At 69.9% G+C, this 23,149-nt stretch carries 21 protein-coding genes and 1 riboswitch; of the genes, 11 read left to right on the top strand and 10 right to left on the bottom strand.

What is annotated here, in order from left to right; translation table 11 throughout:
• Positions 1–112: 112 nt before the first annotated feature.
• Entirely contained in the window at positions 113–1,765 is a 1,653-nt protein-coding gene (gene groL / locus AACZ75_RS09125; protein ID WP_339872538.1) for a chaperonin GroEL, read from the bottom strand.
• A gap of 56 nt (positions 1,766–1,821) precedes the next feature.
• Entirely contained in the window at positions 1,822–2,109 is a 288-nt protein-coding gene (groES, locus tag AACZ75_RS09120; protein ID WP_300445965.1) for a co-chaperone GroES, read from the bottom strand.
• Positions 2,110–2,400: 291 nt separating this feature from the next.
• Here groES and AACZ75_RS09115 point away from each other — a divergent pair, with 291 nt between their 5' ends.
• Together AACZ75_RS09115 and AACZ75_RS09110 are read left to right on the top strand one after the other, a co-directional pair.
• Positions 2,401–2,967: a hypothetical protein gene (locus AACZ75_RS09115; RefSeq protein WP_339872537.1), complete on the top strand. Its 567-nt coding sequence runs from the start codon at positions 2,401–2,403 to the stop codon at positions 2,965–2,967.
• A gap of 326 nt (positions 2,968–3,293) precedes the next feature.
• Complete coding sequence (locus AACZ75_RS09110; RefSeq protein WP_339872536.1) at positions 3,294–3,854, top strand: hypothetical protein; 561 nt, start codon at positions 3,294–3,296, stop codon at positions 3,852–3,854.
• Positions 3,855–3,868: 14 nt separating this feature from the next.
• Here AACZ75_RS09110 and pgi read toward each other — a convergent pair whose 3' ends face one another.
• On the bottom strand, positions 3,869–5,497 hold the full coding sequence (gene pgi / locus AACZ75_RS09105) for a glucose-6-phosphate isomerase (protein ID WP_339872534.1): 1,629 nt from the start codon (positions 5,495–5,497) through the stop codon (positions 3,869–3,871).
• Positions 5,498–5,594: 97 nt separating this feature from the next.
• Here pgi and AACZ75_RS09100 point away from each other — a divergent pair, with 97 nt between their 5' ends.
• Complete coding sequence (locus AACZ75_RS09100; protein WP_339872533.1) at positions 5,595–6,071, top strand: hypothetical protein; 477 nt, start codon at positions 5,595–5,597, stop codon at positions 6,069–6,071.
• 236 nt (positions 6,072–6,307) lie between these two features.
• On the opposite strand, the gene AACZ75_RS09095 is transcribed toward AACZ75_RS09100, so the two are convergent.
• From AACZ75_RS09095 to AACZ75_RS09085, 3 genes are all read right to left on the bottom strand, one after another.
• The gene (locus tag AACZ75_RS09095; protein WP_339872643.1) at positions 6,308–8,488 is read right to left on the bottom strand and encodes a thioredoxin family protein; all 2,181 of its coding nucleotides are present in this window, start codon (positions 8,486–8,488) and stop codon (positions 6,308–6,310) included.
• Positions 8,489–8,547: 59 nt separating this feature from the next.
• Positions 8,548–9,003 (bottom strand): OmpA family protein, encoded by a 456-nt coding sequence (locus tag AACZ75_RS09090; protein ID WP_339872532.1) that lies wholly within the window; start codon positions 9,001–9,003, stop codon positions 8,548–8,550.
• Positions 9,004–9,121: 118 nt separating this feature from the next.
• Complete coding sequence (locus AACZ75_RS09085) at positions 9,122–9,460, bottom strand: YMGG-like glycine zipper-containing protein (RefSeq protein WP_339872531.1); 339 nt, start codon at positions 9,458–9,460, stop codon at positions 9,122–9,124.
• 171 nt (positions 9,461–9,631) lie between these two features.
• On the opposite strand from AACZ75_RS09085, the gene AACZ75_RS09080 reads away from it, so the two are divergent.
• From AACZ75_RS09080 to AACZ75_RS09070, 3 genes are read left to right on the top strand one after another with little or no spacing between them, the layout of a single operon-like run.
• On the top strand, positions 9,632–9,979 hold the full coding sequence (locus AACZ75_RS09080) for a hypothetical protein (protein ID WP_339872530.1): 348 nt from the start codon (positions 9,632–9,634) through the stop codon (positions 9,977–9,979).
• A gap of 58 nt (positions 9,980–10,037) precedes the next feature.
• The gene (locus AACZ75_RS09075; RefSeq protein WP_339872529.1) at positions 10,038–11,024 is read left to right on the top strand and encodes a diacylglycerol kinase family protein; all 987 of its coding nucleotides are present in this window, start codon (positions 10,038–10,040) and stop codon (positions 11,022–11,024) included.
• Positions 11,024–11,875: a metallophosphoesterase gene (locus AACZ75_RS09070; RefSeq protein ID WP_339872528.1), complete on the top strand. Its 852-nt coding sequence runs from the start codon at positions 11,024–11,026 to the stop codon at positions 11,873–11,875. The genes AACZ75_RS09075 and AACZ75_RS09070 overlap by 1 nt, the downstream gene beginning before the upstream one ends.
• 75 nt (positions 11,876–11,950) lie before the next feature.
• On the opposite strand, the gene AACZ75_RS09065 is transcribed toward AACZ75_RS09070, so the two are convergent.
• The 3 genes from AACZ75_RS09065 to AACZ75_RS09055 form a co-directional block, all read right to left on the bottom strand.
• The gene (locus AACZ75_RS09065; RefSeq protein WP_339872527.1) at positions 11,951–12,121 is read right to left on the bottom strand and encodes a DUF1328 domain-containing protein; all 171 of its coding nucleotides are present in this window, start codon (positions 12,119–12,121) and stop codon (positions 11,951–11,953) included.
• An 89-nt stretch (positions 12,122–12,210) separates the two neighbouring features.
• Positions 12,211–12,594 (bottom strand): hypothetical protein, encoded by a 384-nt coding sequence (locus AACZ75_RS09060; RefSeq protein WP_339872526.1) that lies wholly within the window; start codon positions 12,592–12,594, stop codon positions 12,211–12,213.
• Positions 12,594–12,971, bottom strand: a complete 378-nt coding sequence (locus AACZ75_RS09055) for a DUF883 domain-containing protein (RefSeq protein WP_339872525.1) — start codon at positions 12,969–12,971, stop codon at positions 12,594–12,596. Before AACZ75_RS09055 ends, AACZ75_RS09060 begins: the two co-directional genes overlap by 1 nt.
• Positions 12,972–13,135: 164 nt before the next feature.
• Between AACZ75_RS09055 and AACZ75_RS09050 the strand changes: the two genes are divergently transcribed.
• From AACZ75_RS09050 to AACZ75_RS09040, 3 genes are all read left to right on the top strand, one after another.
• On the top strand, positions 13,136–13,795 hold the full coding sequence (locus AACZ75_RS09050) for a fumarylacetoacetate hydrolase family protein (protein WP_339872642.1): 660 nt from the start codon (positions 13,136–13,138) through the stop codon (positions 13,793–13,795).
• The gene (maiA, locus tag AACZ75_RS09045; RefSeq protein ID WP_339872524.1) at positions 13,792–14,424 is read left to right on the top strand and encodes a maleylacetoacetate isomerase; all 633 of its coding nucleotides are present in this window, start codon (positions 13,792–13,794) and stop codon (positions 14,422–14,424) included. The genes AACZ75_RS09050 and maiA overlap by 4 nt, the downstream gene beginning before the upstream one ends.
• Before the next feature lie 81 nt (positions 14,425–14,505).
• Positions 14,506–15,414, top strand: a complete 909-nt coding sequence (locus AACZ75_RS09040; RefSeq protein WP_339872523.1) for an aldo/keto reductase — start codon at positions 14,506–14,508, stop codon at positions 15,412–15,414.
• Here AACZ75_RS09040 and AACZ75_RS09035 read toward each other — a convergent pair.
• A complete protein-coding gene (locus AACZ75_RS09035) occupies positions 15,398–17,248 on the bottom strand; it encodes a TonB-dependent receptor (RefSeq protein WP_339872522.1) in 1,851 nt (616 codons plus the stop codon). The genes AACZ75_RS09040 and AACZ75_RS09035 overlap by 17 nt on opposite strands.
• 166 nt (positions 17,249–17,414) lie before the next feature.
• Positions 17,415–17,645, bottom strand: a riboswitch (cobalamin riboswitch).
• A 51-nt stretch (positions 17,646–17,696) separates the two neighbouring features.
• Between AACZ75_RS09035 and mutS the strand changes: the two genes are divergently transcribed.
• Positions 17,697–20,402 carry a DNA mismatch repair protein MutS gene (gene mutS / locus AACZ75_RS09030; protein ID WP_339872521.1) on the top strand — a complete coding sequence of 902 codons (2,706 nt, stop codon included), beginning with the start codon at positions 17,697–17,699 and terminating at the stop codon, positions 20,400–20,402.
• The gene (gene glnD, locus AACZ75_RS09025) at positions 20,399–23,074 is read left to right on the top strand and encodes a [protein-PII] uridylyltransferase (RefSeq protein WP_339872520.1); all 2,676 of its coding nucleotides are present in this window, start codon (positions 20,399–20,401) and stop codon (positions 23,072–23,074) included. Before mutS ends, glnD begins: the two co-directional genes overlap by 4 nt.
• The last annotated feature ends 75 nt before the right edge of the window (positions 23,075–23,149 follow it).

Here is a 23,149-nt window from a genome sequence, read left to right as displayed (position 1 = left end):
AAGGGCGGCCCCATCGCTGGGACCGCCCTCTTCTGTTCGTTCAGCCTGCGTGGCTCCCCGGCCCGGTCTCGCGGGTCGCTGACGCGACCCGCTCCTCCACCGGGGAAGGGAACTAGAAGTCCATGCCACCCATGCCGCCGCCCATGCCGCCCATGTCGCCGCCGCCGCCGCCGGCCGAGGCCTTCTTGGGCGCGTCGGCCACGGCGGCTTCGGTGGTGATCATGATGCCGGCGACCGAGGCCGCGTCCTGCAGGGCGGTGCGAACCACCTTGGCCGGATCGATCACGCCCATCTGCACCAGGTCACCGTACTCCTCGGTCTGGGCATTGAAGCCGTAGGTGGCGGACTTGTTGTCCAGCACCTTGCCGACCACGATCGAGCCTTCGACGCCGGCGTTTTCGACGATCTGGCGGATCGGGGCCTGGATGGCGCGACGGATGATGGCGATACCGGCCGTCTGGTCGGCATTGTCACCCTTGAGGCCCTCGAGGGCGCGGGTCGCCTTGAGCAAGGCGATACCGCCGCCGGGGACGATGCCTTCCTCAACCGCTGCACGCGTGGCGTTCAGGGCGTCGTCGACGCGGTCCTTCTTCTCCTTCACTTCCACTTCGGTCGAGCCGCCGACGCGGATCACGGCCACACCGCCGGCCAGCTTGGCCAGACGTTCCTGCAGCTTCTCCTTGTCGTAGTCCGAGGTGGTGTCCTCGATCTGGCGCTTGATCTGGCCGATGCGGGCCTCGATCTCGTCCTTGCCACCGATACCGTCGACGATGGTGGTGTCGTCCTTGGTGATGGTGACCTTCTTGGCCTTGCCCAGCATGTCGAGGGTGACGTTCTCGAGCTTGATGCCGAGGTCTTCCGAGATCACCTGGCCGCCGGTCAGGACGGCGATGTCCTCCAGCATGGCCTTGCGGCGGTCACCGAAGCCCGGGGCCTTGACGGCGGCGACGCGCAGGCCACCGCGCAGCTTGTTGACGACCAGGGTGGCCAGGGCCTCGCCCTCGATGTCCTCGGCGATGATCAGCAGCGGGCGGCCCGACTGGACCACGGCTTCCAGGATCGGCAGCATCGACTGCAGCGACGAGAGCTTCTTCTCGTGCAGCATGATCAGAGGCTCCTCGAGCTGGACCTCCATCTTGTCGGCGTTGGTGATGAAATAGGGGCTCAGATAGCCGCGGTCGAACTGCATGCCTTCGACGACGTCCAGCTCGGTCTCGGCGGTCTTGGCCTCCTCGACCGTGATGACGCCTTCGTTGCCGACCTTTTCCATGGCCTTGGCGATCATTTCGCCGACCTCGACGTCGCCGTTGGCCGAGATGGTGCCGACCTGGGCGATTTCCGAGTTGGCGCTGACCTTCTTGGCCGAGGCCTTGATGTCGGCGATGACGGCGGCGACGGCCTTGTCGATGCCGCGCTTCAGATCCATCGGGTTCATGCCGGCGGCGACGGACTTGAGGCCTTCCTGCACGATCGACTGGGCCAGGACGGTGGCGGTGGTGGTGCCGTCGCCGGCCTTGTCATTGGTCTTGGAGGCGACTTCGCGGATCAGCTGGGCGCCCATGTTCTCGAAGGCGTCTTCGAGCTCGATTTCCTTGGCCACCGAGACGCCGTCCTTGGTCGAGCGCGGCGCGCCGAACGACTTCTGGATGATGACGTTGCGGCCCTTGGGCCCCAGGGTCACCTTGACGGCATTGGCGAGGACGTTGACGCCGCGCAGCATCTTCTCGCGGGCTTCGGTGGAGAACTGAACTTGTTTGGCTGCCATGTGAGGCGGCTCCTGTGTCTAGAGTATGTAGGGAAAAGTCGTTGAAACGCCGGTGCTTACGAAAGCACGCCCAGCACGTCCGACTCTTTCATGATGATCAGGTCGTCACCGTCGATCTTGACCTCGGTGCCCGACCATTTGCCGAACAGGATGCGGTCGCCGGCCTTCAGGTCCATGGCGACATGCTTGCCGTCCTCGTCACGACCACCGGGGCCGACCGAGACGACTTCGCCTTCCTGGGGCTTTTCCTTGGCCGAGTCGGGGATGATGATCCCGCCCTTGGTCTTGGATTCTTCTTCAACGCGCTTGACCAGCACGCGATCGCCGAGAGGACGAAACGCCATCTGTGTATTCTCCGATTGCAGACTTCCAGAATGAGTCGCCAGCGCCTCGGGACCGGTTTTGGCAGCCGATACCTGCGAGTGCTAACGTGAGGGGCAAGTAGGGAGACGCCGTCGCATCGTCAAGCGGGGCGGGCCGATATTCGCCGATCCGGTGCCACGGCAGGGCCCCGCCGTCGCCACCGCGGATGAACGCAGGATGAACGAGCCCCCCCGATCCGGTTCAGGCGGGTGTGGCTACACTGTGGTCAAGATTTCGGCACCCCCGCCGACCACAGACCGAAGGGACGGATCATGACCATTTTCTCCAGACTCACCCTCGCCTCCCCGGCCCTGGTCGGCGCGCTGGCGCTCAGCGTCGCCGCCGCCAGTCCGGCCGACGCCCAGAGCCGCTACCGCACCCACGACAATGACCGTGACCAGACCGGTGACGTGCTGATCGGCGCCGCCATCGGGGCCCTGGCCGGGGCGCTGATCGGCAATGGCGACGGCACCTATGTCGCCGGTGGCGCGCTCGCCGGGGCGGCCATCGGGGCCACCGCCAACAGCAACGATTGCAGCTATTACCGCGGCGGCGTCTGCTACCGGAACCAGGGCCACTGGGAGCGTGAGCACGGCATCAACCGCAATCGGGACTACGGCAACCGCTATGGCGGTTACGGCAGTTACGGCAGCAACTACGGCTATGGCGACAACCGCGGCTACAGCCAGGCCCGGAGCCGGCGCGCTGACTGCAACTACTATCGCGGCGGCGTCTGCTACCGGAACCAGGGCCACTGGGAACGCGAACACGGCATCAACAGCCGCGACCGCAACCAGCGCTACGACCGTCGCGATTACCGCTACGACCGCCGCTACTAGGCAAAACCCATACGTCCGGTCGCGTAGCCTTTGACCGGACGGGCGAGAAGGCGGCCCCCGGAAACGGGGGCCGCCTTTTTCGGTGCGGCATCCGGCCCGGCGGGAAATCTTCCATCCCGTCATCCTCGGGCTTGTGTCCCGAGGACCCCATGGGTCAGCGGTTTCGACCGGCTGATCAGGGAACGCCGGCTGAAGACCAAGGCCACACCTCCACCGCTCGCACGGCCCCGCAATGGATCCTCGGGCCAAGCCCGAGGATGACGGGTGGGAGGTGAGCGAAGATCCCGCTGGACCTCGGCCAGATCCGTTGATGGCGGCACGTTAGAATGCCTGCAGCCCAACGCGAAGTGAGTGGCCGCTATCGAACCATTGCGGACATCGTCGCCGGATGCGCAATCTCCGGCATGAACTCACGATTGATTTACTGGCCCTCTCTGTTCGTGGCGGCGCTAGGCGGAACTGTTGTCGGAATTGGTTGGGCGTACGAACCGGCGCGCACCTTGCTCGCCCGCCCTCTGGCCCTGCTGGCGGCGGCGGTCACAACTGTGTTGTTCCTGCGGATGCTCCTTGATCCGCGTTGCCACAGAGGGATCGGGGCCGCCAATCGGGAGATGATGGGTGGATCGGGTTTTAAGTTTCGCCTCACCCCGATCTTCGACCCTGATTGGGGCATATTTGGAAGTCGCGCAGGTTCGCCACTTCTCCTGACGATCCGGGCTATTCTCTTCGTAGAGTTCGGCGCCGCCGTAGTGCTGTCGGGCGGCGTGCCAGACCTTCTCCACCTCGCCGCCGCGTCCTTCGCCGTGGCGATGATGCTGTCTCTTTTGAACGTCAGCCTTGGCCGGACTGCCTCCAGCGCATCCGGTGCTTCGCCCCGTCCCCAGTGAGGCCCGCACCTCCCTCACCCCAGCAGCCGCTTCAGCAACCCCGCCGTCGACGGGTCCAGCCCGGCTGACGGCTTGCCCGCTTTCACATCCTTCACGATCGCCTGCGCCAGCACCTTGCCCAGTTCGACGCCCCACTGGTCGAAGCTGTTGATGTCCCAGATCACCCCCTCGACGAAGGTCTTGTGCTCATACAGGGCCAGCAGGGCCCCCAAAGTCTCCGGCGTCAGCCGTTCCATCACGATCGTGGTCGAGGGCCGGTTACCGGGGAAGGCCCTATGCGGGGCCAGGCGGTCGGCTTCGGCGGCGTCGGCCCCGGCGGCCAGCAGTTCGGCCCGGGCCGCGGCCGCGCTCTTGCCGAGCATCAGGGCCTGGGCCTGGGCCAGGGCGTTCGACCACAGGGGGGCGTCACCGACCCCGGCGTCGTCCTCGCCGGTGTGGCGCACGATGAGGAATTCGGCCGGCACCACCTCGGGCCCCTGGTGGATCTGCTGGAAGAAGGCGTGCTGGCCATTGGTGCCGGGCTCGCCGAACACCACCGGCCCGGTCGGCGTATCGACCGGTGAGCCGTCGCGCTTCACCCCCTTGCCGTTCGACTCCATCTCCAGCTGCTGCAGGAAGGCGGGCAACCGCCGCAGGGCGTGGGCATAGGGGGCCACGGTGCGGGCCGGCCGCTGCATCCCGGCGACATTGAACACCTGGGCCAGGGCCAGCATCACCGGGGCGTTGCGCGCCAGCGGGGCGGACAGGAAATGGGCGTCCATCTCGGCGGCTCCGGCCAGCAGCCGTTCGAACACCTCGGGCCCGGCGGCCACCGCCACCGACAGACTGACCGCCGACCATAGCGAATAGCGCCCGCCGACCCAGTCGCGGAAACCGAAGGTGTGGCCACAGCCGAAGGTCGCCGCCTTGTCCGGGGCCGCGGTGACCCCGACCAGATGGCGCTCACGCCCGGCCTCGGGCAGGGCCGCGGCCAGCCAGGCGCGGGCCCGTTCGGCGTTGGCCAGGGTCTCCTGGGTGGTGAAGGTCTTGGACACCACCACCACCAGGGTGGTTTCCGGATCCAGCCCGGTCAGGGCCTCGGCCATGTCGCGCGGATCGATATTGGCGACGAAACGCAGGTCGATGTCCGGGTCCAGCGGCCGCAGGGCGTCCCACAGCAGGCGCGGCCCCAGATCGGACCCGCCGATGCCGATATGGACGATGGCGCGGAACGGCTTGCCGGTCGCCCCGGTCTCGGTGCCAGTCCGCACCGCCGTGGCATAGGCGGCGATGGCCTGACGCACGGTGGCGACCTCTGCCGACACCGGTTCGCCCAGCGCATGAAAGTCGGCGCCGGGCCCGGCCCGCAGCGCCGGATGCAGCACGGCCCGGCCCTCGGTGCCGTTGACGGCCGTGCCCGCGAACAGGGCGGCGCGGCGCGCCTCCAGGTCACAGGCCCGGGCCAGGGCCAGACAGGCCTCGAACCCCTCGCGGCTCCAGCTCTGTTTGGATACGTCCAGCCACAGACCGACCGCCTCGAGGCCCATGCGCGCCGCGCGCCAGGGGTCGGCGTCGAACTGATCGAGGATCGCCGTGTCCGCGTCCATGCGCGCGATGTTTTCCAGCGCCGTCAGGGCCTGGGTGCGCGGGGATGTCACGGGCATGTCAGCAAACTCCGGGCGGCGATCAAGCTCTCGTTTACGGGTCAGGCGTAAGCCGGTTCAACCGCTGATTCGCGAATTCTGCCCCGAGAGGTCTGCCATGTCCTGTGGTCTCGCCATTGCTTCGATGCTGCTGCTCACCAATCCCGACGTCGCCTTGGCCGCGGCCCGGCCGGCCGCCGCGGCCGACGCGCCGGTTTCGGTCGCGGCTGAACCCCTGTTCGCGGACATCGTGGTCCGCTCCGGAACGCTGAAGGCCATGGTCGACGGCTGGGCCGCCGACGGTGTCGCCGACCAGGCTGGCTTCACCACCGGTGACGTCTTCGCCGGCTTCAAGGCCCGCGCCGCCGAACTGGCCGATCTCGACATGCAGGGTCATATAATTCTGCGCGAACGCGGCACCGACGGCGATCTGAAATGCATCCTGCGCGGCATCGCCGAGGACATGCCGAAAAAGGTCGCGGCCCTCGAGGCCGCCACCCCCGGCCCGGCGCGGGCCGAGGCCCTGTCCGACCTGGCCTATCTGCTGAACGACAATGTCGAGGTCATCCTCGCCCCGCCGCAGCCGGAAGTCTGATCCGATACCTTCTCCCATTGGGAGAAGGTGGCCCGAAGGGCCGGATGAGGGTCGACTGTATCCGTCGGCGTAAGCCGCCGCTCCGGTCGTGCCGCGGCTTCGCCGGCCGCCAGCACCCGACCCACACCCTTTCGCCTTCCCGATCGCTGCGCTCCCGGAGGCTCAAGCCCTCTCCCAACGGGAGAGGGTCAACGAACCCACTTCAGCGCCTCCTCCCTCGCCCCTCGGGAGAGGGTTCAGCGACTGTCCTTCAACGCCTCCACCACCACCCCCTCGGTCAGCAGTTGCGGCAGGATGCGCGGCTCGGCCGACCCGGGCGTGTACAGCAGATACAGGGGCACGCCCGACCGCCCGTGGCGCTGCAGCTCGGCGGCGATGGCGTCGTCGCGCCGGGTCCAGTCGCCGACCAGATAGACGGCCTCGGTCCGCTCCAGGGCCGCCGTAACGCGTGGTGAGCCCAGCGCGGTCCGCTCGTTGATCTTGCAGGTCACGCACCAGTCCGCGGTGAAATTGACCAGCACCGGCCGCCCTTCGGCCAGCGCCGCGGCCACGGCCGGGGCCGACCAGGGCGCGGAGACCGGCCCGGACCGTGCGGCCACGGGCTCCGTCACCGCGACCTCCGCCGGGATTACCGCCGCCAGCAGGGCCGTGGCCCCGGACAGGGCCAGCACGACCACGCCGACGGCCAGAAACAGCCGGCGGGTGACCCCGGGCGTCCGCTCGCCCTGGCCGGTGCCGACCAGCCAGAGGCCCAGCGCCAGCAGCACGCCCGCCGCGAACAACAGTCCCAGCGCCTCGGCCCCGGTCTGGCGGCTGAACACCCAGGCCAGCCACAGGGCGGTCGCATACATGGGAAAGGCCAGCAGCCCCTTGAGCCGGTCCATCCACGGCCCGGGGCGCGGCAGTTTCGCCAGCAGGCGGGGCGACAGGCTGACCACGACGAAGGGCAGGGCCAGGCCGAGGCCGAGGCCGAGGAAGACCATCAGCGCCATCGGCCAGGGCATGACCAGGGCCGCGCCCAGGGCGAAGGCCATGAAGGGGGCGGTGCAGGGCGCGGCCACGACCACGGCCAGGGTCCCGGTGAAGAAGGCACCCAGCCCGCCGGGCAGGCGGGCCAGGGGGCCGCTCCCAACCCCTTGCAGGCCCGCGCCGACGTGGAACACGCCCGACAGGTTCAGCGCCACGCCCAGTATCAGCAGGGCCAGCCCGGCGATCACCGGCGGCGACTGCAGCTGGAAGCCCCAGCCCACGGCCTCGCCCGCCGCCCGCAGGGCCAGCAGCCCCCCGGCCAGCAGCAGGAAGGTGGTCAGCACCCCGGCGAGGAAGGCCAGGCCGTCGCGCCGGGCGTGGCCGGGATCATGGGCCGCGGTCGCCAGCGACGCCGCCTTCATCGCCAGGATCGGGAAGACGCACGGCATCAGGTTCAGGATCAGCCCGCCGAGGACGGCGAACAGCAGGGCCTGGACGAAGAGCACCAGACCCGTTCCGGTCGTCGTCGTCGTCGCGCCGCCGGGCACCGCGTCCGCGACCGCGTCCAGGGTGCCGGAGCCGGTCACACCGGCCGGCAAGGGCCCGGGCTCCGCCGCGATCTCATAGGCGCCGTGGGCGGTGACCAGCACCCCACCGACCGGTCCGGACAGACCCGTCGCCCGGGTCTCGTCGCCGGGCTGCAGCGACAGCGTCAGGCCCTGCGGGCCCCAGGTCCCGGTCTGGGCCTGCGGATGGTCGATGACCCCGCCCGCGAACGGAAAGAAATAGCTCGGGCCCGGGTCGCGCCCGGTCAGGGGACCTCCGGCTGCCCCCAGCGTCAGCCGGCCGTTCTCAAGCGCGATCCGGGCGGCGATGCCCGCCGGTCGCGGCGCGCTCGCCAGCACCGCCGTGATCGCGGGGCCGTGACGGGCGTTCAGGGGGGCCGCGCCGTCGCGGACGGGCAGACTCAGGCCCAGGGTCAGTTCGTCCGGCACGCACATCTCGGCGCTGCACACCAGGAACAGCGCCTTGACCGTCAGCGCCAGTGTCGTGCCCGGCCGGGCCGTGGCCGGAATCTCGACCGGGACCGGCAGATAAACCGTGCCGGAGTAGCCGTAGTTCATCAGGCCCAGCAGCCGCTGCCGTTCCGGAATCGGCCAGACGATGTCGCCGGCCCGCACGCCGGACGGCACGCGCCAGGCCAGGGTCGTGGCCCCGCCGGAATCGCCGGGATTGCGCCAGTAGGTATGCCAGCCGGGTTCGATGCTCTGGCGGACCGCGACCACGGCGGTCGACCCGGGCGCGGCCCACTGCGACATGGCTACCAGCTCGGCCTCGATGCGCGGCGTCGCCTGCGGCCCGCGCACGGCCTGGGCCGCGACCGGCAGGGCGATCAGGGCCAGCAGCAGGCCGGTCAGGAACAGGGTCAGTCTGCGCAAGGCGATCATCATCCGGCGGCCGAAACAGCGGCGACCCTAGCCAAACCCGGGGCGCGGAGCCACCGGCCTCAGCGTCGCGGCGCGGCCTCGACCAGCACCTCGGTGCGGCGGCGCATCGGTTCGCGCGCGCCGGTGTCCGTCACCGCCCCCGTGTCGCCCACCCCGGCCACGGCGAACACCGGCACCGGCCAGCCGGCCGCCTTCAGCGCATCGGCCACCGCCAGCGCCCGGCGCTCCGACAGACTCTGGTTGGCGGCCCCGCCGCCGCGGGCGTCGGACAGGCCGGTCACCTGCACGCGCTGGATGTCGCAGTCGCGCAGCTGGGCGGCCGTGGCCCCGATCGCCTGGCGCGCCGCCTCGGTCAGCCGGGCCTCGCTGTCGGCGAAATAGATCTCGAACCGTTGCGGCACACAGGTCTCGGGCTCCGCCACCAGGACATCCCGGCTGCCGAACAGGCCATTGCTCAGCCCGCACCCCGCCAGCGCCAGCCCCGCCGTCATCACAATCAATGCTGTCCGTGTCATAGCAACCCTCCAGGGCCCCCGCCTCCCCGGCGGGTCCCGCACGCAAAAAGGGCGGCCCGCCGAACGACGGACCGCCCCGGGTCCGGATCAGGTCAGACCCGATCCGGCCTGGCCCCGCCTAGTAGCGGCGCTGACCGTTTTCCCAATAGCATTCGGTCTGACGGTTATCGTAGCAATAGTAATACCGGCCCTGGGCGTCCTGATAACGCTGCTGGTTGGCACGGTCCTGCTGCGAGCCGCGAATAGCCCCGGCTGCGCCGCCGACAACGGCACCGATCGCCGCGCCACGTCCGGCGTTACCATCGCCAACGTTGTTACCGATGATGGCACCGGCGACAGCACCGATGCCTGCACCGATAGCACCCTGGCGAACAGTTTCGTTGCTGCCGTTCGGGCCGGTGGCGCAGGCCGTGGCCATCAGGCCAGCGGCTGCAATCGCGATAATTGCCTTGGTCATATTGAAGTCCTTCATCCCTCGAGGGTTCGCCCCGTGGGAGAGAACGCTGGATTATCGTACAGGTTCCCGCGCTATGATCCATTGCAAGGCTGTATTAGGCTTTGCATCCGGTGTTTTGTGAGGCCGCGCAGGGGGTGCGGCCCGAAACCACCGGACAATTTGGGGGCTTCCATGCGATTTTCTCAACCCGTCAGAATGGCGGACGGCGGCGACGCCAGTCCGGTCTGGGCCCGTTCGCGCAAGCGTTCCGGCGTGCCGATTGTCGGTCTTTTGGTCACGCTACTGGCTCTGTTCGGGGCCCTGACCGCCGTTCTCGGCATCAAGGAACAGTCGCTCGCGGCGGGCGGCGCTGTCGTCGACGGCTGGATCGGCAGCGGCTGGGATGCGGCCATGGGCCTGGTCGGCAAGGCTCCGGCGGCCGCTGACGAAGCGGCGGCCGAAGCCGGTGCGGCGGCGACGCGGGCCGGCGACGCTCTGCAGGCCGGGGCTGAAACCACTGCCAATGAGATGAAGAAGTAGATTTTGACACTGGACCCGCCCGGCCGGAACATCGTCCCGGCCGGGACGTTCGGCTCTGATGAGCGAAATCCTGATTGATCCGCCGGCCGGTCGGGCTGCCGATATCCGCGCCCGGCCCGGACCCGCGTCCGATCTGCCGGTGCTGACGGCCCATGTTGCGCTGAAACGGGTGATCATGCTGGTGAACCCGATGTCCGGCGGCGTCGACTCCCAGGCCCTTGCGGACGCGACCGCCATTCTCACCGACTATGACTGCGACTCCTCGGTCGTCGAACTGACCCATGACGATTTCGACGTCCGTGTCGACGCCGCCCTGGCCGCCGGACCCGACGTCCTGATCGTGCTGGCCGGTGACGGTACCGCCGGCACCATCGCCTCGCGCGCCGGGCCCGGCGGCCCGCTGATCGCCCCGCTGCCGGGCGGGACCATGAACATGTTGCCCCGCGCCCTCTATGATACCGCCGACTGGAAGGTCGCTCTGCGGCTGGCGCTCGAACAGGGCACGATCCGGAGCATCGCGGGCGGCGAGATACGGGATGCGGACAGTCTTCACACCTTCTACTGCGCCGCCATCCTCGGCTCCGCGGCCCTGTGGGCTCCGGCCCGCGAGGCGATCCGGACCGGGCAGATGAGACTGGCCTGGGTCTACGCCCGGCGGGCCCTGCGGCGCGCCTTCGGCGGGCGACTGCGGTATACGCTGGACGGAGTGGCCGGACGCCAGACCGAAGCCCTCGTCCTGATCAGCCCGACCATTTCCCGCACTGTCGGCGAGGACGCCGGGCTCGAGGCGGCGGCGATGAACCCGGCCGATGCCGGGCAGGCCGTTCGGCTGGCGGCCCGCGCGCTGTTCAATGGCTGGCGACAGGATCCGTCCGTGCGCACCACGGCGACGCGGAGTGCCGACGTGCGGGCCCGGTCGCGCATCCCGGCGGTGATCGACGGCGAACCGACCCTGCTGCGGCATGAGGCCACAATACGCTTCGTTCCCCGCGCCTTCCGCGCCCTGGCCCCGCCACCGACCACTGCGGCCGGAGCCGTCACCTAGTGGGGCGTATTCTTCAGTTCTCCGACATTCATTTCGGGTGCGAGCACCGGCAGGCGACGGCCGCCGCGCTCGACTATGCCCACGCCACCCCTGCCGACCTGACCCTGATCACCGGTGACGTGACGCAGCGCGGCCACCCGGACGAATTCCAGGCGGCGGGAACCTGGATCCGGGCCATGCCCGAACCGACCTTTGTCGTCGTCGGCAACCACGACGTACCCTACTGGAACGCGATGGCGCGGCTGTTCTGGCCGTGGCGCGCCTTCGAAGCCACGATCGGCCATCCGGCCCATGACCACCAGTTCCTCGGTGCCGCCCTGATGGTGCGGGGCGTCACCACCGCCCGCGGTTGGCAGGCCCGCCTCAACTGGTCCAAGGGTGTCATCGACCTCGACCAGACCCGGCGCGCCGCTGAGGCCCTGCGCCAGGCTCCGATCGGGGCGTTGCGGGTCCTGGCCTGCCACCACCCGTTGATCGAAATGCTCGGCGCACCGATGACCGGCGACGTCCGGCGCGGCGAGGTCGCCGCCCACATCTTCGCCGAGGCCGGGGTCGATCTGATCATGACCGGCCACGTCCACGTGCCCTTCGCCCTGCCGATCGAGATGTCGGACCGCTACTCCTATGCGGTCGGCTGCGGGACCCTGTCGTTGCGTGAACGGGGTGCCGCACCCGGATTCAACCAGATCGACTGGGACAGCCAGGCCATCACCGTCACCGCCATGGGCTGGACCGGTGACCGGTTTGAACCGCAACAGGTCTGGAGGCTGCCGCGCCGGCAGGATACCCGCACCGCTGCCACCGCCCCCGACCCGGCCGTCGCCGGAGCGATGGAACAGGCCGCAACCTGATCCGGCCGCCCGGACAGCAAAAAGGCCGCGATCCTGATGATCGCGGCCTCTTCAAACGGGTCGGCTGACCCGGCGCTACAGCCCAGATCCACGCCCCCGGCCGGTGAAGAAATGCACCACCAGCAGGATCAGGAAAACGACGAACAGCACATAGGCGATATTGATCGAGACGGCGGCGACTCCGCCCATATTCAGAGCCCCGGCGATCAGAGCCAGAACGAGAAAGATGATGGCATAGCGAAGCATCGGAGTTCTCCAGAAGCGATTGATGGAGACGCGTCCATCAAGGCCACGCCTGCAGCATCAACGCCCCCGGCGAACCGACGTTCCGCCACCTAGTGCCGTCGACCGCGGCCCTTTTCCGTAAAGGCCGCTGCGACCATCGTGGCGAGGGCCGGATTGCGCAGAAAGATGAACCCGCCGGCCAGGGCCGCCGCAGCGCCCATCAACGGACGGTCGCGGAACAGGGCAAACGCCCGTGCCGCCAGGCCTTCCGGCTCGTCTTCCTCCTCGAACTCCGCCCGGGCGAGAAACGCCACCGCCACCACGATCGCGACCAGGGCGAACACAAGGGCGGTGATCGCGGCTGCGGCCACGGGCAGAACCACAAGGGTCAGCGCATGAAAAAGGGTCGCCCCCAAGGCGATCACGGCCACAAAGGCCGCGCCCGCCGCAACCGCGGTGGCGACGGCCTTGCGAACCAGACTGCGTCCGACCATCAGCGGCGACGACCGGCCAGCAGCAGACCCAGCACCACGCCGACGCCGAGGGCGATCGCGGTCGACTGAACCGGCCGCTCCTGCACGCGCTCGGTGATATAGCGCTGCGCCTCGTCGATCCGCTCGGAAGCGTCATCGTAATATTCGCGGCTGCGATTGCGCGCCTGATCGTAATAGACCCGGGCACGGTCGCGGACTTCCTCGCCCTTCTCGCGCAGCAGGGTCTCGGCCTCGCCGGCCTTTTCACGGATGCGGGCCTCGGCCGCCTCGGCCTTTTCGCGCAGGCGCTGCGCTTCCTCGCGCGCACCGACGGTCAGATCGGCCTTCAGGGTCTTGAGGTCAGCCTTGATATCTTCTCGTGCCTTGGTCGTGGCCATGATGCGCTCCGGGATAGAAAATGAATGTGATACCTGAACAGATAGGGTCGCCGAGCGTGAAACGCCAGTCACCATCGACAGTTCCTGCTGTCGCGCCAGCCTGCTGCGCGGGCCCGGAGGCCCACCCTCTGGCGAAGCGCGGCGGTCCGACCTAGTAAATGCAGATGACCTCCTGGCTGTTCCCGCCCGCCCCCACCCCGTCCCTGCCGCTCTTCGGTGCCGCGGAGCGATTTCCGGTCCGGCGCATCCTCTGCGTCGGCCAGAATTACGCGGCCCACGCCCGGGAAATGGGCGGCGACCCGTCGCGTCCGGCCCCCTTCTTCTTTTCCAAGCCGGCGGACGCCCTCGTCACCGACGGAGCCGATCCGACCTATCCCCTGGCCACCGCCGACCTGCACCATGAGATCGAACTGGTCTGCGCGGTCGGCGAGGGCGGGGCGATCGTTGGCTGGGCCGTCGGCTGCGACCTGACCCGGCGCGACCTGCAGGCCGCGGCCAAGGCGGCCGGCCGGCCGTGGGACGCGGCCAAGGGCTTCGACCAGTCCGCCCCCTGCGGGGCCCTGACCCTCGGGACCCTGCCCGATCCGGCGGCGGCGATCCGCCTTGAAGTCAATGGCGTGGCCCGTCAGACCGGCAATCTCGACGACATGATCTGGACGCCCTCCGAGATTCTGGTCAAGGCCGGCGAGCTGTGGGCCCTGCAGGCCGGCGACCTGATCTTCACCGGCACGCCCGAGGGCGTCGGGCCGCTGCAGGCGGGCGATCAGGTGCTGGCGACCATCGACGGGCTCAGCCCGCTGGAATTCACGGTGCGGCCGCGATGATCCTGCACGGCTACTGGCGCTCGGGTACCGCCTACCGCACCCGCATCGCCCTCAACCTCAAGGGCCTGGCCTATCGTCAGGCCGGCGTCGACCTGCGCCAGGGCGACCAGAAGTCCAACGCCTATCTGACACTCAACCCCCAGGGACTGGTCCCGGCGCTCGAGGTCGACGGCCTGGTGCTGACCCAGAGCCCGGCCATCCTCGAATGGCTCGAGGAAACCACCCCCGAACCGCCCTTGCTGCCCGCCGACGCCGTCGGGCGCGCCCGGGTCCGGGCCATGGCCGCCCTCGTCGGCTGCGACATCCATCCGCTCAACAATCTGCGGGTGCTGAAGGCCCTGCGTGACTCGTTCGACGCCGCCCCCGCCCAGACCGACGCCTGGGCCGCCCGCTGGATCACCGCCGGATTCGGAGCCCTCGAGACACTGGTCGCCGACCACGGCGACGGCTGGACCTACGGTTCGACCCCGAGCCTGGCCGATTGCTATCTGATTCCGCAGATTTATTCAGCGCGTCGCTTCCATGTGGCGCTGGACGCCTGGCCGCGCCTGCTGGCCATCGAGGCCGCCGCAAATGCCCACCCCGCCTTCATTGCCGCCCATCCGGACCGCCAGCCGGACGCCGACTGATCACCGACCGGCGCTCTGCGGGTAAGACTCTGTAAAAGTCTCGGTGAGGTGACCTTAAACTTTGCCGTTCAGGGTCGCCGGGTGAAGCCGTCCTCCCCCCAGTCCCCGGTCACCAAACTCGCCCTGTCGGTGGTGCATGAGCCCGAGCGCGCCCTGCCGGCCCCGACCGGCGCGCGCGAGGAGGCGTTGCGTTTCCTGCTGCAGACCGCCGCCGACGCCGGCATCGGGCTGATCGCGACCCGCCCGGAGGGCGACGGCGAGCGCCAGCTGGGCCAGGCCTGGCCCTTTCCCTCGCCTTTCCAGGTGACGGTGCGCACCGTGCCTCTGAGCGAGGGTCTCGACCGGGTCGAGGCCCGGGCACGCCGCTCACTCGAACGACTCGGCCTGCCGCGCGGCGACACCCTGTTGGTCGCCGAAGCGACCGACCTGGCCGGCGTCGACGGTCGGGCCCTGTGGGACCGCCTCAACACCCTCAAGGATCGCGGCCTGTTCCGGCGCATCGGCTTTTGCGCCGCCGTCGAGGACGGTCCGGCCCTGCTGGCCCGTCGCTACAAGCCGGATGTGGTGCAGATGCCCGGCAATCTGCTGGACCAGCGCGCCCATCGCACCGGCATCCTGTCCGAACTGGCCGAGATGGACGTGGCCGTCCATCTGTCTTCGGTTTTCGCCCGGGGCCTGCTGTTCATGAGCGGCGAGACCCTGCCCGACCATCTGGCCGCCTACGCCCCGATCCTGTCACGCACCCGTCGTCGGCTGGCCGAGGCCCGGATCGACCCGATGCAGGCGACCCTGGCCTATACGCTGGGGCTGCCCGAGGTCGCCGCCGTCGTCGCCAGCGTGGCCTCGGCCGCCGAGATGCGCGCCATTCTCGCCGCGGCCCACGCCCCCCGGCCGGATCTCGACTGGGCGGCGCTGGCCTTCGAGCAGCCGGCGGCCCTGTCGCAAAGCCCCGGGACCGCCGCCCGTTGCGCGATCAGTAACGCAGCCTGATCCCGACATAGCCGGAGCGTCCCGGCTCGCCATAGCCGAACACCTGCTGGAAATGCGTATCCGTCAGATTGTCGATCCGCGCCGTCAGGCTGACCGCGGACGTCACGGCCCAGGACCCGGACAGACCCGCGGTGACGAACGCCTCGCGCACACCACCGGCGTCCGGCTGGTCCCCTTCGGCCCGGACCGTCACTGCACCTGACAGGCGCGCGCCACTCCAGGCCAGGCTCGCCGATCCGGCGTGTTCGGGCACCCGCAGCAGCCGCGCGCCGGTCGCGCGATCGGTCGCATCCGTCCATGCATAGGCCAGACTCAGGTCCAGCCCCTCGCCGAGCCGCACGCGACCTTCCAGCTCGACCCCGTCGCTCCGGGTCCGGGCGACGTTGACGTAGGCGCTGTCGAAGGTCACCGGATCGAACAGATAGGTGATCTGGTCCGCGACACTCAGCCGGTAGGCGGTGGCCCGGCCCTGGATTCCGCCGTCGGACGAACTCCAGCCCAGCGCCAGTTCGACACTGTCGGCCGTCTCTGGCCTCAGCACCGGGAAGGGCGCGCTGGAAAAGCAGTAGTCACACACCGCCTGGCTGATCGACGGGGCCTTGAACCCGGTGCCCCAGGCCCCCGACAGGATGAAGCCCCCATCCATTTCCCAGGCGGCAGACAAGCGCCCGGTGGTCGCCCCGCCGAAATCGTCGGTCTCGTCGCGACGCAGGGCACCGGTCGCACTCAGCCGGGACGTGACCTGCAGGCGCGACACCCCGAACGCCGAGGTAACCCCCGCGTCTGCGGTCGCCCCGGTCGACAGCGCTCCGCGGTCGTCCTCCCGCTCGGCCCCCAGGGTGTAGTCAATCCGGCCGGCTGCGGTCGCCCCGGTCGCCTGCCAGCGAAAGACCTGGCGGTCGGCGGTGAAGGTCGAGGCGAAATTGCCCTGGTTGGCGCGGGTCAGGTCGATCGCCGAAACGCTGACCTGATGGGCGAGACCGGCCGCCGCGAACCGCAGCCGGCCGCTGGCCGACCATTGCTCGCTCTCGGTGGTGTCGGCGGTGTCACCGGGGATGTAGACAGGCGGCGGATTGCCGTCCAGGTCGCCGGCGCTTCGGGTCCAGCGCAGCGTGCCCTCGAGCTGCGTCGCGGGGGCGAATGAATAACGACCCCGCAATCCGGCAGTGGTGCTGCCGAAGCCGTCGCGCTCGGGGTTTCCGTCAGCGGCGTCGGCGGCTGAAATGCCGTCCGTATCGAAACGCGATACCCAGGCCCCCAGTGCCCAGGCCTCGTCGGCCCGACCCAGGGCCAGACGCCCGCGCACCGTATTGAACGACCCGGCTTCCGCCTCGGCCCGCAGTCCGTCGACCTCGCGGGTGGTGAAGGCGATCACCCCGCCGATAGCGGCCGACCCCCACAAGGACGACTGGGGTCCGCTCAGCACCTCGATGCGGTCGATGTCGCCGAGGTCGAAGCCGGAAAAATCGAAGGCCCCGTTGATCTCGGACGGATCGTTGACCGGCACCCCGTCGACCAGGACCAGGGTCTTGCCCGGGGCGGCCCCGCGCATCCGCACCTGGGCGACACCGGCATAGGCCCCCGACCGGGTCACCGACAGACCCGGAATATCGGTCAGGATGTCGGTGGCGAAGATGGCACCGCGCTGCTCGATGGTGGCTCCGTCAATGACCCGCGCGCCCGGCGTGTCGGCGACGATGGCCGGCAGCCGGGTGGCGGTGACAATCACCTCGGGCAGGACGGTGGCCCGGTCGTTATCGGAATTCCGGGCGGTGGCGGGCAGGGCGAAAAGGGTCGCGAGGGCAACCGTGGACAGCAGGATGGACCGCTTCATCAGCGTATCTCCGTCAAACCGCCGCGGATGCGTGCGCAGCGGTGTTGAAAGCGACCGATCCGCCAGACCGGACGGCCTGGTGACGCATGGATCGGGTCGCTTCGACGGACGGATGCCTGCGCAGGAAGGCAGGACGGACCCCGCGCCTCTGTCTGGTCCCGGACAGCGGACGAACGACGTCGGCGGCCAGGTCTCCTGGCTTGCGGGTCAACAACTTCCGCCCTCGCCTTCCCGGTCCGTCCGAAGACGGCCCAGTGACGCCGGATCATCGCTGACCCGGACCGGACGACAGCCTCGCCGCCTACAGTTGCGGGCACAGCCACGGTGTCGCACCGTGTTCCCTTAACCGCCTGATCCGCTTGTCGCAGGCCCGGTCGCCGCCGACAAGTCGATTACGCGCCATTCCGCTTGAGGGCAGGGACGCAATCCTTCACCCTGTGCCGACGCCATGAACGCCCCCCTGAAGCCACCAGCAAAAGCCGAATCCGTCGACACCGGGACCACGCCGGTGATGGCGCAATTTCTCGCGGCCAAGGCGGGGGCACCCGACGCCATCCTGTTCTTCCGCATGGGCGATTTCTACGAGCTGTTCTTCAGGGACGCCGAGATCGCCTCGGCCGCGCTCGGCATCACCCTGACCAAGCGGGGCAAGCACCAGGGCGAGGACATCCCGATGGCCGGGGTCCCGGTTCATGCGCTGGAGGGCTATCTGGCCCGACTGATCCGCCAGGGTTTCAAGGCCGCCATCTGCGAACAGGTCGAGGCCCCCGCCGAGGCAAGAAAACGCGGCTCGAAGGCCGTGGTCAAACGCGAGGTGGTGCGGGTCGTCACCCCCGGCACCCTGACCGAGGACACCCTGCTGGACGCGCGCGGGGCCAACCGGCTGGCCGCCGTGTCGGTGCGCAGGGGCCGCGCGGCGGTGGCCGTGGTCGAACTGTCGGCCGGGACCGTCGACGCCGTGGCCTGCGACCTGGCCGATCTGGGCGCGACCCTGGCCGCCTTCCGCCCCAGCGAGGTGCTGGTCCCCGACCGGCTGTTCTCCGACCCCACGGCCCAGGCCGCGCTCGACGGCTGCGGCGGCGTGGTCCAGGCCCTGGCCCAGGCCCTGGCGGAGCCGGTCGGGGCCCGGGTCCGGGTCGAGCGGCTCTACGGCGTCGCCTCGCTGGACGGGTTCGGGGCCTTCGAGGAGGCCGAGGTCTCGGCCCTGGGCCTGGTGGCCGCCTATCTGGAGACGACCCAGGCCGGAAAGATCCCGGCCCTGGCCCCGCCGCGCCGATCCGGCGAGGCCGGTTTCCTGGCCATCGACCCGGCGACCCGCCTCAGCCTCGAGATCGACCGCACCCAGCGCGGTGAACGCGACGGCTCGCTGCTGGCCTGTATCGACCGCACCGTGACCTCGGGCGGGGCCCGGGCCCTGGCCGAGCGCATCGCCCGGCCGTTGCGCGATGTGTCCACCATCAACCACGGCCTCGACGCCGTGGAGTGGCTGCTGGAGCGTCGCGACCTGCGTCGTGACCTGCGCGATGCGCTCAAGGCTTCGGCCGACGTGGCCCGGGCCACCTCGCGCCTCGCCCTCGGCCGGGGTGGACCGCGCGATCTGGCGGCGATCCGCTCGGGTCTGACCACGGGCCAGGGCCTGGCCAGCCTGTTCGCCGGCACCCCTGACCCGCTGACCGGGCCGTCCGCCCGCATCACCGCCTGCCTCGACCGCCTGACCCTGACCCCGGCGGTCGACCATCTGCTGGCCAGCCTGGTCGACGGTCTGGTCGACGAACCGTCGCATCTGGCCCGCGACGGCGGCTTTGTCCGCCCTGACCACCGCCCCGAGCTGGACGAGGCGCGCCGCCTGCGTGACGACAGTCGCCGGGTCGTCGCCGATCTCGAGGCCCGGGCCCAGCGCGAGGCCGGTGTGCCGTTCAAGGTGCGTCACAACGCGGTGCTCGGCTATTTCCTCGAGACCACCGCCAAACACGCCGAACCGCTGATGCGGGGCGGACCCGACAGCCCCTTCATCCATCGCCAGACCCTCGCCAACCAGGTGCGGTTCACCACTGTCGAACTGTCGGAACTCGACGCGAAGATCAGCCAGGCCGGACATCGTGCCCTGGCCATCGAGGGCGAGACCTTCGAGACCTGGCGGCGCACGGTGCAGGATCTCGCCCAGCCGCTACAGGCGGTGGCCGAGGCCCTGGCCGAACTGGACGCCCACGCCGCCCTGGCCGAATGGGCGGCCGAGATCGGGGCCGTGCGCCCGGTGCTCGACGACAGCACCGGCTTCGTGGTCGAAGGCGGCCGGCATCCGGTGGTCGAGGCCGCGGTCAAGGCCGCCGGCGATCCCTATACGCCCAATGACTGTGCGCTGGACGGGTCCGACACCGCCAACGGCGACCGCGCCGGGGCCCGGCTGTCGATCGTCACCGGCCCCAACATGGCCGGCAAGTCGACCTTCCTGCGTCAGAACGCCCTGCTCGTGGTGCTGGCCCAGGCCGGGGCCTTCGTGCCCGCCCGGTCGATGCGGCTGGGCGTGGTCGACCGGCTGTTCAGTCGCGTCGGGGCCGGCGACGACCTGGCCCGGGGCCGTTCGACCTTCATGATGGAGATGGTCGAGACCGCGGCCATCCTGACCCAGGCCACCGACCGGTCCTTTGTGGTGCTGGACGAGATCGGCCGCGGCACCGCCACCTATGACGGCCTGGCCATCGCCTGGGCCACGGCCGAGGCCCTGCACGATCACAACCGAGCCCGCACCCTGTTCGCCACCCATTATCACGAGCTGGCGCGGCTGGAGGATCGACTCGACCACGTCTGCAACCTGTCGATGCGGGCCCGGGAATGGAACGGCGAGCTCGTCTTCCTGCATGAGGCCGCGCCCGGGGCCGCCGATCGCTCGTACGGGGTCCAGGTCGCCAAGCTGGCCGGCGTGCCCGCCGCGGTCGTAGCCCGCGCCCGCGAGGTTCTGGACCGGCTCGAGACCGACAAGGCCGCCCATGTCCGGCTCGACGACCTGCCCCTGTTCGCGATGGCCGAACCCGCCGCACCGCCTCTGCGCGCCTCCGCCGTGGACGAGGCCCTGACCGGCATCGATCCCGACTCCCTGACCCCGCGCGAGGCGCTGGAGGCCCTGTACCGGCTCAAGGGTCTGGCCGGCCGGTGACCCACCCTCTCGCCGGTTCACTCGCCGCCGCCGTCGACACGCCCGACGTTCGCGCCGCCGTCGCCGGCATTCTGGGCCAACACTACCGGACCGCCCGGGCCAGGGTTGGCGCACGCCTGAACGCCGGCCTGCCCGGGGTCGAGGTCGCCCGCCTGTACTGCGCCGCCGCCGACGACCTGCTGCTGGCGCTGTGGGAATTCACTACCGAAATCCTGTATCCGGCCCCCAATCCGACCGAGGCCGAACGCCTGGCCCTGATCGCGGTCGGCGGCTACGGGCGCGGCGTCCTCGGCCCCTTTTCCGACCTCGACCTGCTGTTCCTGCGCCCGTGGAAGACCACCCCCCGGACCGAATCCGTGGTCGAATTCGTCCTCTATGTCCTGTGGGACATGGGCCTGAAGGTCGGCCAGTCGGTCCGGTCGGTCGACGACTGCCTTGCCCTGTCCCAGAGCGACATGACCGTGCGCACGGCCCTGCTGGAGGCCCGCCCCCTGGCCGGAGACCGGGCCCTGGCGGACACCTTCATCGACACCTTCCGGGCCCAGGTGTCGCGCGCCGACCCGCGGCCCTTTATTGCCGCCAAGCTGGACGAGCGTGACACCCGGCACCAGAAGTCGGGCGCGGTGCGCTACCGGGTCGAACCCAACGTCAAGGACGGCAAGGGCGGCCTGCGCGACCTCAACACCCTGTTCTGGATCGCCCGCTCCCTGGCCCCGGACAGCCCGCTGGGGGCACGGGTTCTCGACGACCTGCTGACCAGCCGCGAGCGCCGGACCTTCGAGGAGGCCTTCGACTTCTTGTGGCGGGTCCGGGCCCACCTGCACCTGATCGTGGGCCGCGCCGAGGAAAAGCTGACCTTCGACCATCAGGCCGAGGTGGCCCGGCGCATGGGCTGGCGCGGCCGTGGCGATGAGCCGGCCGTCGAGCGCTTCATGCGCCGCTATTTTCTCGTCGCCCGCGACGTCGGGGCCCTGACCCGCGCCATCTCGGCCAAGCTGGAGGCGCGCCAGCAGAAGTCGGCGCTCAGCCTGTCGCGCCTGATCCCCGGACGGCGGCGCAAGCTCGGGGTCGAGGGTTTCATCGACGACCGGGGGCGTCTGTCGGTGACCGGAAACGGAATCTTTGCCGCCGATCCGCTCAAGCTGCTGACGCTGTTCCGCGTCGCCGACACCCATGATCTGGACCTGCATCCGGACGCCTTTTCGGCCGTGACCCGGTCGCTGTCGCTGGTGACGCCGTCGCTGCGCCGCGACCCGGAGGCGACGCGCACCTTTCTCGACATCCTGGCCCACGGCCAGCGCCCGTACCGGGTCCTGACCCTGATGAACGAGACCGGCCTGCTGGGCCGGTTCCTGCCCGAATGGGGCCGGATCGTCGGCCAGACCCAGTTCAACATGTACCATGCCTATACGGTCGACGAGCACACCCTCCAGGCCATCGGCATCATCAACGACATCGCCCGCGGCAAGCTGCAGGCCGACCATCCGCTGTCCACCGAGATCGTTCACCGGATCGGGGATTTCGAGGCCCTGATGCTGGCCATGATGTTGCACGACGTCGGCAAGGGCGGTGACCGCGGTCAGCTGGAGGACGGGGCCATCGCCGCCCGCCGCGCCTGTGAGCGTCTGGGCGTCGACCGCCGTCGTATCGACCTGGTGGTCTGGCTGGTGCGCAACCATCTGGCCCTGTCCGACTATGCCCAGAAGCGCGACGTCTCCGATCCCGACACCATCCGCGCCTTCGCCGATCTGGTCGGCGACCCCGAACATCTGCGCACCCTGCTGGTCCTGACCGTCGCCGATATCCGCGCCGTCGGCCCGGGCGTGTGGAACAGCTGGAAGGGCCAGCTGATGCGCGACCTCTACGACCGCACCGAAGCCCTGTTCCGCGGAGAGGATGTGCGTCGCGACGATCCGCTGGCCGAATTCCCCGATCTGGTCGAACGGGCCCGCTCCGCCGGAGTAGCGGTCGAGGCCTTGCCGCCCGGGCCCGGCGACGCCGCCGCCACCACCCGGATCGCCATCGCGGCCCGGGACCGGCCCGGCCTGTTCGCCGCCCTCGCCGCCGCCCTGTCTGCCGCCGGGGCCGATGTGGTCGGGGCCCGGGTCGCCACCGCCGAAGACGGCACCGCCCTCGATGTGTTCGCGGTCCAGGACGGGGCCGGCCTGCCCTATGGCCGGTCCGAACCTCGACGGCTGAAGCGACTGCTGGCACGACTGGACTCCGCCGCCCGCCGCGACACGGCCCCGGAACCTGTCGCCTCGGTCGAGATCAGCCGCCGCCGCGCCGCCTTCGACGTCCGGCCGGTAGTACTGATCGACGCCCGCGCCAGCGACACCGCCGTGGTCATTGAGGTCTCGGGGGCAGACCGCCCCGGCCTGCTGGCCGATCTGGCCCGGGTCCTGTCGGCCCACAAACTGTCGATCCGCTCGGCCCATGTCGCCAGCTTCGGGGAACGGGCCGTGGACAGCTTCTATGTCGTCGATGCCCGCGGCCGGAAGCCAGCCGTCGGCAGCCGCACCGACACCCTGCGCGCCGCCCTCGAGGCCGTGCTGGACCAGCGCCTGGTCGCCCCGGCCGGGCGCGCCGTCACCCCCGCCCGCGCCAGCGTTCGCGATGTATCCGACCTGAGCCGCAGCCGGACCGTATCGCCCGCCGCTGAACCACGCTAAGCGGGTCGTCCGCCCCTTCATCCGGATCGTTCGCCCGTGAGCCAGCCCCCCCGACCGACCGACGACACACCGATC

This window comes from uncultured Brevundimonas sp., assembly GCF_963975535.1.
Lineage (GTDB): Bacteria > Pseudomonadota > Alphaproteobacteria > Caulobacterales > Caulobacteraceae > Brevundimonas.
Note: the sequence above shows the minus strand (reverse complement) of the source record. Positions and strands in the feature narration are given on the sequence as shown.